The following is a 12,365-nucleotide window of genomic DNA, read 5'->3' as shown; positions in this document are numbered from 1 at the left end:
TCGCGAAAGGGTTGCAGCAAGAGTCCTGAAACATTGGGCAAGGGATTTCAACTACTGCGGCCCGCACCGCCATAGGGGTGCGGTGCGGGCCAGGTTCCGGTTCAGCAGGAGGACTTGCCGGCGTAGATCGCCAGCGCGGTGTTCGGGGCGACCGAGGCGGTGAACCAGCCGGTGCCGTTGACCGTCACCGTGGTGTTGTTCTGCACGTTGCAGTAGGTGCCGGCGGGCAGCGAGGTCTGGAAGGAGCGATCGGCCGTCGTGCCCTCGTGGTTGATGACCACGTACCCCTTGTCGCCGCGGCCGAAGGCGATCAGGTTGTCGCCGTCGTCCCACCAGTTGGAGACCGCCTGCCCGTGGGTGGTGTTGCGGAAGGCGACCATGGACTTGATCTCCGGCCAGGCGTGCTGGCACTTCCAGCCGTCCTGCCAGCAGGCGTTGACCTGCCCGTTGTTCGGCGGGCCCGCGTCGGCGTCGCTCCACTCGTAGCCGGAGTTGATGTCCGGGGCGCCGTAGGGCCAGGCCAGCATGAAGACGTTGGCCAGCGTGTAGTTGGCGCCGTCCTTGTAGTTCAGGGTGGCACCGTTGCGCTCGGTGTCGTGGTTGTCCACGAAGACACCGGCCACGTTGCTGGGCAAATAGCCCCAGCCCTCGCCGAAGTTGTTCAGGTAGGCGAGCTTTTCGCTGTTGAAGACGCGCTTGAGGTCGTAGGCGTAGCGGAACTCCTGGACGTCGCCGTTGCCCGTGTACTCGGTGGGCTGGACGGCCTCGCCCGCGCCGTAGATGACCTCCTGCTTCCAGTAGACGCTCGGGTTGGTCAGCCGGCTCTTGATGTTCGCCAGGTCGGCGGCGGCGATGTGCTTGGCCGCGTCGATGCGGAAGCCGTCGGCGCCGAGGGAGAGCAGGTCGTTCATGTACCCGGCGATCGTCGCGCGGACGTGCTCGGAGCCGGTGTCCAGGTCGGCCAGGCCGACGAGTTCGCAGTTCTGGACGTTCGAGCGGTCCTGGTAGTCGTCGACCTGCGTCCGGCAGGTGTGGAAGTCGGAGTCCGAGTACAGGCCGGGGTAGTCGTACTTGGTGTACTGCGTGCCGCCGGTGCCGGTGCCGCTGCCGGCCGTCATGTGGTTGATGACCGTGTCCACCACGACCTTCACACCGGCCGCGTGGCAGGTGGAGATCATGTTCTTGAAGGTGGTCCGGTCGCCGAGCCGGCCCGCGATCTTGTACGACACGGGCTGGTACGAGGTCCACCACTGGGAGCCCTGTATGTGCTCCTCGGGCGGCGAGACCTGCACATAGCCGTAGCCCGCGGGTCCCAGCGTGCTGGTGCACTCACGGGCCACCGAGGCGTAGTTCCACTCGAACAGGACGGCGGTGACGTCTTTGGTGCCGGGTGGGGAGGCCACGGCACTCGTCGGGTTCATGACAAGGGCGGCGGCCGCGAGGGCGACCACCCCCGAGAGGGTCTTGCGTACCATGTGGGGTTCCTTCGTCGCTGAAGGTACTTGCTGCAAAGTTTCAGAAACCTTGCGGTGACGCAGATGTTAAGGGCCCGCTGCCGGAAAAGGCAGCGGGCCGCAGAGAAGTTGATGCAAGAAATTTCACACGGGGGGTCAGACCGCCGCGGTCCACCACACGGTGGTGTCGGCGGCCACCTTCGCCTCGCCGCCGGTCTCGGCCACCTCACCGCTCGCCAGCAGCACCCGGCCGTACGCCGGGGTGGTCACCGACTCGCCCGTGGTGTTGGCGACGCACACGAACTCGCCCCGGCAAAAGGCCAGGACGCCCTCGGGGGCGCGCAGCCACTCCAGGCTGTCCCCGGCGCCCAGGTCGGGCTGGGCGCGGCGGGCGGCGAGGGCGGCGCGGTACAGCTCCAGGGTGGAGCCGGCCGCCCCCGTCTGCGCCTCGACGCTCAACTCGCCCCAGTTCGCCGGCTGCGGGAGCCAGCTGCCGCCGTCGCCGAAGCCGTACGACGACCCCGTGCGGGTCCACGGGATCGGCACCCGGCAGCCGTCGCGGAAGCCGTCCTGGCCCGCGCCGCGGAAGTACGCGGGGTCCTGGCGCACCTCGTCGGGCAGGTCCACGACGTCCGGCAGGCCCAGCTCCTCGCCCTGGTAGAGGTAGGCCGAGCCGGGCAGCGCCAGCATCAGCAGGGTGGCGGCGCGGGCCCGGCGCAGGCCGAGTTCGCGGTCGCCGGCGGTGCGGATCTGGGTGCCGAGGCCCGGCGGGTTGGCGAAGCGGGTGGCGTGCCGGGTGACGTCGTGGTTGGACAGCACCCAGGTGGCCGGGGCGCCGACCGGGCGCATCGCCGCCAGCGTGGAGTCGATGACCGCGCGCAGCTCCGCCGCGTCCCAGGCCGTCGACAGGTACTGGAAGTTGAACGCCTGGTGCAGTTCGTCCGGGCGGACGTAGTTGGCGGTGCGCTCGACGGTCGGGGTCCACGCCTCGGCGACGAAGATCCGCCCACCCGTCTCCCACCGCCGCCCTTCTGACGAAGGCCCTTCGGGCCCCATTTTCTTGGCGTACTCGTCGAGGATGGTCCGCCACTGCCGGTAGATGGCATGCACGCCGTCCTGGTCGAAGAACGGCATGACATCGTTGCCCAGCAGCTTCAGCTGCTCGCCCGCGCCGAGGTCGGGCAGGCCCTCGGCCTTGACCAGGCCGTGGGCCACGTCGATGCGGAAGCCGTCCACGCCCATGTCCAGCCAGAAGCGCAGGATGGAGCGGAACTCGTCGCCGACCGCCGGGTGTTCCCAGTTGAGGTCGGGCTGCTCGGGCGCGAACAGGTGCAGGTACCACTCGCCGGGCGTCCCGTCGGGCTCGGTGACGCGGGTCCAGGCCGGGCCGCCGAAGATGGACTCCCAGTCGTTGGGCGGCAGTTCGCCGTCCGCGCCCTTGCCGGGGCGGAAGTGGTAGCGCTCCCGCAGCGGGGAGCCGGGGCCCTCGGCGAGGGCGCGCCTGAACCACTCGTGCTGGTCGGAGGAGTGGTTGGGCACCAGGTCCACGATGATGCGCAGGCCGAGCCCGTGGGCCTCGCGGATCAGCGCGTCGGCGTCCAGCAGGGTGCCGAACATCGGGTCGACCGCGCGGTAGTCGGCCACGTCGTAGCCGGCGTCGGCCTGCGGGGAGGCGTAGAAGGGGCTGAGCCACACCGCGTCGACGCCGAGGTCGCGCAGGTACGGCAGGCGGGAGCGTACGCCCTCCAGGTCGCCCATGCCGTCGCCGTTGCTGTCGGCGAAACTGCGCGGGTAGACCTGGTAGATGACCGCCTCCCGCCACCAGTCGCGGCGGTGGCCCGCGACGGTGGCGGTGGCGGAGTCGGTGGCCGGGGCGGCAGTGTGCTGCTGGCTCATGGCTTCCTTGGTGGTGACGGAAATCGGGTCATGGCGCGTGGGGCGCACGGGCGGCCAGGGCCCGTGCGGGTACGGCGGCGGAGGCGGGCCGGGGGAACGGGATGCGAGGCGGCCGCGATGTCAGCGGGGGCTGGGGGTCCCCCCGGCGCGAGCGAAGCCGAGCGCTGGGGGAGGACACCGCGGCCGCCTGCCCGCGCGGTCAGGCGCGCGGGAGCCTCGGGTGGTGCGGGCGCCTCAGCCCTTGGTGCCGCCGGAGGTGAGACCGGTGACGAGGTTCTTCTGCACCAGGTAGAAGAACACCGAGACGGGTATCGCGATCAGCACCGCGGTGGCGGCCATGTAGTTCCACTCGGCGTCGTGCTCGCTGACGAAGGTCTGGAGGCCGACGGCGAAGGTGTACTTGGAGTCGTCCAGCATGAAGGTGGTCGCGAAGGCCACCTCGGCGACCGCGGTGATGAAGTTGTAGAACGCGGCGACGGCCAGGCCCGGCCGGGCCAGCGGCAGGATCAGCCGGAAGAAGGTGCCGAACGGGGTGAGGCCGTCCACCCGGCCCGCCTCGTCGATCTCGATCGGGATCGTGTCGAAGTAGCCCTTGAGCAGCCAGGCGCTGTACGGCACCGCGGTGGTGCAGTTGACGAGGATCAGCGCCCAGTAGGAGTCGATGAGGCCCAGGTCGCTGAAGATCTGGTACATCGGCACGATCAGGACGGCGATCGGGAACGCCTGCGTGAGCAGCAGGACCCACATCAGCTGCTTGTGGCCGGGGAAGCGCATCCGGGAGACGGCGTAGCCGGTGGTCGCGGCGAGCAGCACACCGACCACGGTGGTGCCGAGGGCCACGATCATCGTGGACTTGAACCAGCTGAAGAACTCGGTGTGCTGGAGCACGAAGCCGTAGTTGGCGAAGCTCATCTTCCCGGCGATGCCGCCGGGGTGCAGGTAGTCGTTCTTGTCCGGGCCGAGCGAGAGGTAGACCAGCCAGGCCACGGGCGCCAGCGCGACGAGGCTCGCGACCATGAGGCCGGCGTGCAGCAGGACGGTGCCGAGGGGGCCGCGCTCGTCCGGTCGGCGGCCCTGGCGGGCGGGCTTCGCGGCGGGGGCCGGTGCGTCGGCCGGCTTTGCGAGGGTGGTGGTGCTCATGGCGGCGGCTCCTGCGGCGTCAGACGGCGAGCTGGTCATTGCGCTTCAGCCAGCGGAAGTAGAAGGAGGTGAAGACGGTGACGATCGACAGCAGCAGTACGCCGTAGGCGGCGGACTGGGCGAAGTCGCGCGGCTGCTGGCCGAAGCCAAGGTAGTAGGCCCAGGTGACGAGGATCTGGGCGTCCGGGGCGCTGGTCGGGCCGAACAGCAGGAAGATGATGGCGAACTGGTTGAAGGTCCAGATGACGCCGAGCAGCACCACCGTGGAGCTGACCGAGCGCAGGCCGGGCAGGGTGACGTGCCGGAAGCGCTGCCAGGCGTTGGCGCCGTCCATCCGCGCCGCCTCGTACAGGGCGGTGTCGATGGACTGGAGGCCGCCGAGCAGCGAGAGCATCATGAACGGCACACCGCACCAGGTGTTGACCATGATCGCGGCGAAGCGCTGCCAGAAGGTGTCCTCCAGCCACTGCGGCTGCGGCAGGTGCAGCGCGTGCAGGAGCTGGTTGAGCACTCCGGAGTCGGAGAGCATGATCCGCCAGGAGAAGACGGTGACGAAGGTGGGCACGGCCCACGGCAGGACGAGCAGCACCCGGTAGACGGTCCGCCCGCGCAGCTTCTGGTTCAGCATCATCGCGAGGCCGAGGCCGATGGTGTAGTGCAGGGTCACACAGGCGACCGTCCACACGATCGTCCAGATCACGTGGGACCAGAAGCGGTCGTAGGACAGCGGGCCCCACAGGATGTTCCTGTAGTTGTCCAGACCGACGAACTTGTAGGTCGCGGCGATGTGGTTGACGCCGATGGTGCGCGCCGAGTTGAGGCTGTTGGCGTCGGTCAGGGTGAGGTAGAAGCCCCGCACGAGCGGATAGCCGACGAGCACCGCGAGCACGATGACCACCGGGGCGATCATCGCGTAGGCGTACCAGTATTTCTGGAGGCTGTTCCTGATGCGCTGCCCCAGCCCTGGCCGAGGCGCGCGGTCACCGCGGCTCTTGCCGGTCGCGCGGTCGATGGCGACTGTCATGGTTCGACACCTTCAGATGGTTCAAGGATGGCCGGGCACGGGGCGGGGGCCGCCGGCTGCCTCCTCGTGGGTGAGGCAGCCGGCGGCCGTCCGGGCTTACTTGGCGAAGTCGGGGACCAGCTTGCCGATCGCGATGTCGGCGTTGCTCAGACCCGTGTCCAGCGATTCCTTGCCGCTGGCGATCTTCGGCAGCTCGGTGTCGAGCGGCGCCCACAGGGAGCCGTACTCGGGCAGCGACGGGCGGGGCTGGGCGGCGGAGAGCACGCGCTGGAAGCCGGCGGTGCCCGGATCGGCCGTCACCTTGGCGGTGTAGGCGTCCATGCGGGTCGGCAGGGTGGCGTTCTTCAGCGCGATGGTCTCCTGGGAGGAGGCCGACGTCATGAAGTTGACGAACTTCAGGGCCGCCGCCTGGTGCGCCTTGTCGGAGCCGGCGTAGACCGAGAGGTTGTGGCCGCCGGTCGGGGCCTCCGCCTTGCCGGTGGAGCCGGCCGGGACGACCGCGACGCCCAGGTTGGTCTTGTCCTTGAAGGCGCTGCCCTTGTAGATGTTCGTGTTCTCCCAGGGGCCCTGGATGATCGCGGCGACCTTGCCGCCCGAGAACGCGTCCATGATGTGGGCGTAGGCGTCCGGGGTGGTGTCGGCCTTGTGCAGGCCCTTGCCGGAGAACAGGCTCAGCCAGGTGCCGAACGCCTTCTTGGCGGCCGGCGTGTCGATGGTGACCTTCTTGGCGCGGACGTCGACGGTGTCGGTGCCCTCGCCGTACAGGAACGGCTGGCCGTAGTAGCCCGCGGTGGAGCCCCAGTAGCCGTCGGCGCCGGTCTTGTCCTTGATCTTGGCGGCGTCGGACTTCAGCTCGTCCCAGGTCTTCGGCGGCGTGGTGATGCCGGCCTTCTTGAACAGGGCCTTGTTGTAGACCAGGGCCAGGGTGTCGGTGACCAGCGGCACGCCGTAGGTCTTGCCCTCGTACTGCGCCTGCTTGACCAGGTTCGGCTCGAACTTGGCCTTGTCGGCGAGGGCCTCGGTGCCGTCCAGCGGCAGGAAGTAGCCCTTCTTGGCGAAGGCGGGGGTCCAGCCGACCTCGGAGCGCAGCACATCCGGGGCGCCGGAGGCACCCGCGGCGGTGTCGAACTTGTTCTGCGCCTGGTCGAAGGGGACGTTGACGTACTTGACCTTGATGTCCTTGTTCGCGGCCTCGAACTTCTGGACGAGGGCCTTGTACGTCGGTGCCTCGTTCGTGGCGTTGGAGGTGTCCCACCAGGTGATGGTGACCGGCCCGTCCGACTTGCTGTCGCCGCTTCCGCCGCCGCAGGCCGTCGCCGCGAGGGCGAGGGACGCCACCAGGGCGGAGGCCGCTATGCCACGCCGCATGAGTTCTCCTTGAGGGTTAAGCCCGAGTGATGCCGACTGCGCCGATGGAGGAGGCTGCCGGGCGACAGGGAACGTAACAGCGATGTAAGCGTTGCGAAAGACCTTGCAGAAAAAAAGTGCAAGTGAACCCGATGGTTACCCTGTCGTTACCGCTCAGCGGCCTGCGACAACGTGTGCAAGACTCTGCAAGCTCTTGCCACCGACGCACACAGACGAACTTGAGGGAGCGCGATGAGGCAGCAACCCGCAGGGGGTCGTTCGACCGGGCGTGCCCGGTGTCCGAGCGGTGTGCAAGGCGGGAGACGCCCGGTACAGTCCAGTGGCGTGACCACACGGCTTGCCGACATCGCAGCGCAGGCGGGGGTGAGCGAAGCGACCGTCAGCCGGGTCCTCAACGGGAAGCCGGGCGTCGCCGCCACCACCCGCCAGTCCGTGCTCGCCGCACTCGACGTGCTCGGCTACGAGCGGCCGGTGCGGCTGCGCCAGCGCAGCGAGGGTCTGGTCGGGCTGATCACGCCGGAGCTGGAGAACCCGATATTCCCCGCCCTGGCGCAGGTCATCGGGCAGGCGCTGACCCGCCAGGGTTACACCCCGGTGCTCGCCACCCAGACACCGGGCGGCTCCACCGAGGACGAGCTGACCGAGATGCTGGTGGACCGGGGGGTTGCGGGCATCATCTACGTCTCCGGGCTGCACGCCGACACCACCGCCGACATGCAGCGCTACGAGCGGCTGCGGGCGCGGGGCGTGCCGTTCGTGCTGGTGGACGGGTTCTCGCCGCGGGTGCAGGCGCCGTTCATCTCCCCCGACGACCGCGCCGCGATGACGCTCGCGGTGACCCACCTCGCCTCGCTCGGCCACACCCGGATCGGGCTGGCGCTCGGGCCGAAGCGGTTCGTGCCCGTGCAGCGCAAGATCGAGGGCTTCCTGCGGGCGATGCAGGACCAGTTGGGGCTCGGCGCCGAGATGGTGGAGACCGAGCTGGTGCAGCACTCGCTGTACACCCTGGAGGGCGGTCAGGCGGCCGCGACGGCGCTGATCGACCGGGACTGCACCGCGGTGGTCTGCGCCAGCGACATGATGGCCCTCGGCGCCATACGGGCCGCCCGGCAGCGGGGTCTGGACGTCCCGCGGGACGTGTCCGTGGTCGGTTTCGACGACTCCCCGCTGATCGCGTTCACCGATCCGCCGCTCACCACGGTCCGCAAGCCGGTCCCGGCGATGGGGCAGGCGGCGGTGCGCACGCTCCTGGAAGAGATCGGCGGTACGCCCGCGCCGCACAGCGAGTTCGTGTTCATGCCGGAGCTGGTGGTGCGCGGCTCGACGGCATCGGCCCCGCATCTCCTGCGTACGTCGTAGGACGTGCGCCGCGGACAAGACTTCGGGATGATCGGGCGCTGAGGCCGTTTTCTGGCAGACTTGATGCCTATGAGTGACTCGACCGTGACGCAGTGGGAAGGTCGCGAAGAGGCGGCCGGACCGCGGGCCGGCACGGGCAGGGACGGCAGCGGGGCGCGCGGCGTGCCGGGCCGGCTGCGGCGCCCGCGCAGACCCCGGCTCTGGTTCGAGATCCTGCTGATCGCGGTGAGTTACTGGACGTACTCGCTGATCCGCAACGCGGTGCCCGAGCAGAAGGCCGAGGCGCTGCGCAACGCGGACTGGATCTGGCGCACGGAGCACGCGCTGGGCATCGACGTCGAGCGGTCCGTCAACCACGCGGTGAACGCGGTGACTTGGCTGATCATCGGCATGAACTACTACTACGCCACACTGCACTTCGTGATGACGCTCGGCGTCCTGGTGTGGCTGTACCGGTGGCATCCGGGCCGGTACGCGGCCGCGCGCCTCGCGCTGTTCGCCACCACGGGGGGCGCGTTGGTGGGCTACTACCTGTTCCCGCTCGCCCCGCCCCGCCTGATGCGGGGCGGGGGGTTCGTGGACACGGTGATGGTGCACCACACCTGGGGCTCGATGGCCTCCGGGGACCTCAAGCACATGTCCAACCAGTACGCGGCGATGCCGTCCATGCACATCGGCTGGTCGCTGTGGTGCGGGCTGACGATCTTCGCGCTGGCGTCGGTGCCCTGGGTGCGGGTGCTGGGGCTGCTGTATCCGCTGGCCACGCTGCTGGTCATCGTCTCCACCGCCAACCACTTCTGGCTGGACGCGGTGGGGGGCGTGGTCTGCCTCTCGTTCGGTTTCGGGGTGGCGCGCCTGTGGTACGGAGCGGGGCCGTACGCCCTGCCCCGGCGGGTGCGCGAGGGCGCGGGCCGCCGGCCCGGTTACGCCTCGTCGTCGTAGAAGAGTTCCTCCATGACCATGCGCGCCTTGCGGGTCGTACGGCCGTAGGCGTCCAGCATGTCGCCGGCGTGGCCCTCGCCGTAGCCCAGGTAGCGGCCCACCGCGGCCAGCTCGCGGGGCTGGGTGGGGAAGGTGTCGCCCGCCCGGCCGCGCACCAGCATCACCGCGTTGCGCACCCGTGTGGCCAGCACCCATGCCTCGTCCAGGGTGGCCGCCTCCTCCTCGCCCAGCAGGCCCGCCTCCCGCGCCGCCGCGAGCGCGGCGCGGGTGCGGGTGGTGCGCAGTCCGGGGATCTCGTGGGCGTGCCGCAGCTGGAGCAGCTGGACCGTCCACTCCACGTCGGAGAGGCCGCCGGGGCCCAGCTTGGTGTGCAGCCGGGGGTCGGCGCCGCGGGGCAGCCGCTCCGACTCCATGCGGGCCTTCAGCCGGCGGATCTCGCGCACGGAGTCGTCGGTCAGGCCGCGCGCCGGGTAGCGCAGCGGGTCGATCAGCTCCACGAAGCGGCGGCCCAGGTCGGCGTCGCCCGCGAACGGCTCGGCGCGCAGCAGCGCCTGGGACTCCCAGACCAGGGACCAGCGGCGGTAGTACGCGGCGTACGACTTCAGCGTGCGCACCAGCGGGCCCGACTTGCCCTCCGGGCGCAGGTCGGCGTCGATCAGCAGCGGCGGGTCGGCGCTGGGCAGCTGGAGCAGCCGGCGCATCTCGGCGACGACCTTGTTCGCGGCGGCGGTGGCCTCGTGCTCGTCCACGCCCTCCTGCGGCTCGTGGACGAACAGCACGTCGGCGTCGGAGCCGTAGCCCAGTTCGTGGCCGCCGAACCGGCCCATGCCGATGATCGCGAACCGGGTGGGCAGCGTGTCGCCCCAGCCGGCCCGGACCACCGCGCGCAGCGTGCCCGCGAGGGTGGCGGCGGTGAGGTCGGAGACGGCACCGCCGACGAGGTCCACCAGGGCGCCCTGGTCGGCCTGGACGGGGGTGGTCTCGGTGCCGTAGGAGGCGATGATGTCGGCGGCGGCGGTGCGGAAGAGTTCGCGGCGGCGGACGCCGCGGGCGGCGGTGACTCCCTGCTCGCTGTTCTCCGCCCGGCCGACGGCGGCCAGGATCTCCTGTTCGAGCGCGGCGCGGCCGCGGGGGGCCAGGCCGCTCGCCGCGCCGTCCCCGTCGCCGAGCAGGGCGACCGCTTCGGGGGCGCGCATCAGGAGGTCGGGGGCCAGCCGGCCCGCCGACAGGACGCGGGCCAGGTTCTCGGCGGCGGCGCCCTCGTCGCGCAGCAGGCGCAGGTACCAGGGGGTCTTGCCGAGGGCGTCGGAGACCTTGCGGAAGTTCAGCAGACCGGCGTCCGGGTCGGCGGAGTCCGCGAACCAGCCCAGGAGGACGGGCAGCAGGGTGCGCTGGATCGCGGCCTTGCGGGTGACGCCCGAGGCGAGGGCCTCCAGGTGGCGCAGGGCCGCGGCGGGGTCGGCGTAGCCGAGGGCGACCAGGCGTTCGCGGGCGGCCTCGGGCCGCAGCCGGGCCTCGCCGGGGGCGAGCTGGGCGACGGCGTCCAGGAGCGGGCGGTAGAACAGCTTCTCGTGCAGCCGTCGTACGACGCCGGCGTGCCGCTTCCACTCGCGGTTCAGCTCGGTGACGGGGTCGGCGCGCAGGCCGAGGGAGCGGCCCAGGCGGCGCAGGTCCTCCTCGGCGGTGGGGACGAGGTGGGTGCGGCGCAGGCGGTAGAGCTGGATGCGGTGCTCCATCGCGCGCAGGAAGCGGTACGCCTCGTCCAGGCGGGCGGCGTCCTCGCGGCCCACGTAGCCGCCGGCGGCGAGGGCGTCCAGGGCGGCCAGGGTGCTGCCGCTGCGCAGGGTGGGGTCGGTGCGGCCGTGGACCAACTGGAGGAGCTGTACGGCGAATTCGACGTCCCGCAGGCCGCCGGGGCCGAGCTTCAGTTCGCGGTCGACTTCGGCGGCGGGGATGTTGTCGACGACACGGCGGCGCATCTTCTGGACGTCCGCCACGAAGTTGTCGCGGTCGGCGGCCTGCCAGACCAGGGGGTGCAGCGCGGCCAGGTATTCCTGGCCCAGGTTCTCGTCGCCTGCCACCGGGCGGGCCTTGAGGAGGGCCTGGAACTCCCAGGTCTTCGCCCAGCGTTGGTAGTAGGCGAGGTGGGAGGAGAGGGTGCGGACGAGGGGGCCGTTGCGGCCCTCGGGGCGGAGGTTGGCGTCGACCGGCCAGATGGAGCCCTCGACGGTGGTCTCGGAGCAGATCCGCATCAGGTGCGAGGCGAGGCTGGTGGCCGCGCGCAGGGCCTTGGTCTCGTCGGTGCCCTCGGTGGCTTCCGCTACGAAGATCACGTCCACGTCGGAGACGTAGTTCAGTTCGTGGCCGCCGCACTTGCCCATGCCGATCACGGCGAGGCGGCAGGCGGCGGCGTCCTCGGGGGCGGCGGCTCGCGCCATGGCCAGGGCGGCGCGGAGGGTGGCGGTGGCGAGGTCGGCCAGTTCGGCGGCGGTCTCGGCGACGTCCGTGGTGCCGCAGACGTCGCGGGCGGCGATGGACAGCAGGCAGCGGCGGTAGGCGACGCGGAGGGAGACGGGGTCGGTGGCGTCCGCCAGGCCGCGTTCGAATTCGGTGACGCCGGGGTGGAGGTCCTGGGGTTCGTAGGTGACCAGGGCCTGCCAGTCGGTGGGGTGGCGGGCGAGGTGGTCGGCGAGGGCGGTGGAGGCGCCGAGGACGCCCAGGAGGCGGTCGCGCAGGGGTTTGGCCGCGATGAGGGTGTCGAGGAGTTCGCGGTGGGAGTCCGGGGCGGGCTGGGCTTCCAGGAGGCGGACGAGGCCGTGCAGGGCGAGGTCGGGGTCGGCGGTGGCGCCCAGGGCTTCGAGGAGGAAGGGGTCGTCGCGGATGTGGGCGAGTTCGGGGGTGTCGAGGAGGCGTTCGGCGGCGGTGGCGTCGGTGAAGCCGTGTCGGAGCAGGCGCGTGAAGGTGCTGCTTCTGCGGCCCGGCGTCATGTTCGGGGCTCCCCTCGGGGTGGATCTGGTCCTGGAGGGGAGCGTAGTCGCCTGCGGCGGGCTGTGCCGGGTCGGGTGGGGGTGGGCTCGGGGGTGGGTGGCTGCGGCACCTTCAGCGCGGTCGCGGTGCGGTTGCGGCGCCTTCGGCGCCGACGGTGCCTGCGGCGGCCTGCTCAGCGTCGTCGTGGCTTGTGT

8 protein-coding genes are annotated in these 12,365 nt (G+C 70.9%); 2 read left to right on the top strand and 6 right to left on the bottom strand.

Features of this window, described 5'->3' with window-relative positions:
- Positions 1–101: 101 nt before the first annotated feature.
- From AC069R_RS06725 to AC069R_RS06705, 5 genes are all read right to left on the bottom strand, one after another.
- The gene (locus AC069R_RS06725; RefSeq protein ID WP_478765135.1) at positions 102–1,475 is read right to left on the bottom strand and encodes an alpha-amylase; all 1,374 of its coding nucleotides are present in this window, start codon (positions 1,473–1,475) and stop codon (positions 102–104) included.
- A gap of 135 nt (positions 1,476–1,610) precedes the next feature.
- A complete protein-coding gene (locus tag AC069R_RS06720; protein WP_478765133.1) occupies positions 1,611–3,350 on the bottom strand; it encodes a glycoside hydrolase family 13 protein in 1,740 nt (579 codons plus the stop codon).
- A 234-nt stretch (positions 3,351–3,584) separates the two neighbouring features.
- The gene (locus tag AC069R_RS06715) at positions 3,585–4,490 is read right to left on the bottom strand and encodes a sugar ABC transporter permease (protein ID WP_478765131.1); all 906 of its coding nucleotides are present in this window, start codon (positions 4,488–4,490) and stop codon (positions 3,585–3,587) included.
- 19 nt (positions 4,491–4,509) lie between these two features.
- Positions 4,510–5,514 carry a carbohydrate ABC transporter permease gene (locus AC069R_RS06710; protein WP_478765130.1) on the bottom strand — a complete coding sequence of 335 codons (1,005 nt, stop codon included), beginning with the start codon at positions 5,512–5,514 and terminating at the stop codon, positions 4,510–4,512.
- A gap of 96 nt (positions 5,515–5,610) precedes the next feature.
- Positions 5,611–6,882, bottom strand: a complete 1,272-nt coding sequence (locus AC069R_RS06705; protein ID WP_478765128.1) for an extracellular solute-binding protein — start codon at positions 6,880–6,882, stop codon at positions 5,611–5,613.
- 324 nt (positions 6,883–7,206) lie between these two features.
- On the opposite strand from AC069R_RS06705, the gene AC069R_RS06700 reads away from it, so the two are divergent.
- Both AC069R_RS06700 and AC069R_RS06695 read left to right on the top strand, forming a co-directional pair.
- A complete protein-coding gene (locus AC069R_RS06700) occupies positions 7,207–8,241 on the top strand; it encodes a LacI family DNA-binding transcriptional regulator (RefSeq protein ID WP_397986276.1) in 1,035 nt (344 codons plus the stop codon).
- A 69-nt stretch (positions 8,242–8,310) separates the two neighbouring features.
- A complete protein-coding gene (locus tag AC069R_RS06695; protein ID WP_478765125.1) occupies positions 8,311–9,183 on the top strand; it encodes a phosphatase PAP2 family protein in 873 nt (290 codons plus the stop codon).
- Here the strand turns inward: AC069R_RS06695 and AC069R_RS06690 are convergent.
- Positions 9,165–12,170 (bottom strand): bifunctional [glutamine synthetase] adenylyltransferase/[glutamine synthetase]-adenylyl-L-tyrosine phosphorylase, encoded by a 3,006-nt coding sequence (locus AC069R_RS06690; protein WP_478765123.1) that lies wholly within the window; start codon positions 12,168–12,170, stop codon positions 9,165–9,167. The two genes, AC069R_RS06695 and AC069R_RS06690, sit on opposite strands and share 19 nt — an antisense overlap.
- Between the last annotated feature and the right edge of the window lie 195 nt (positions 12,171–12,365).

The organism is Streptomyces sp. NPDC043952, assembly GCF_056435325.1.
Note: the sequence above shows the minus strand (reverse complement) of the source record. Positions and strands in the feature narration are given on the sequence as shown.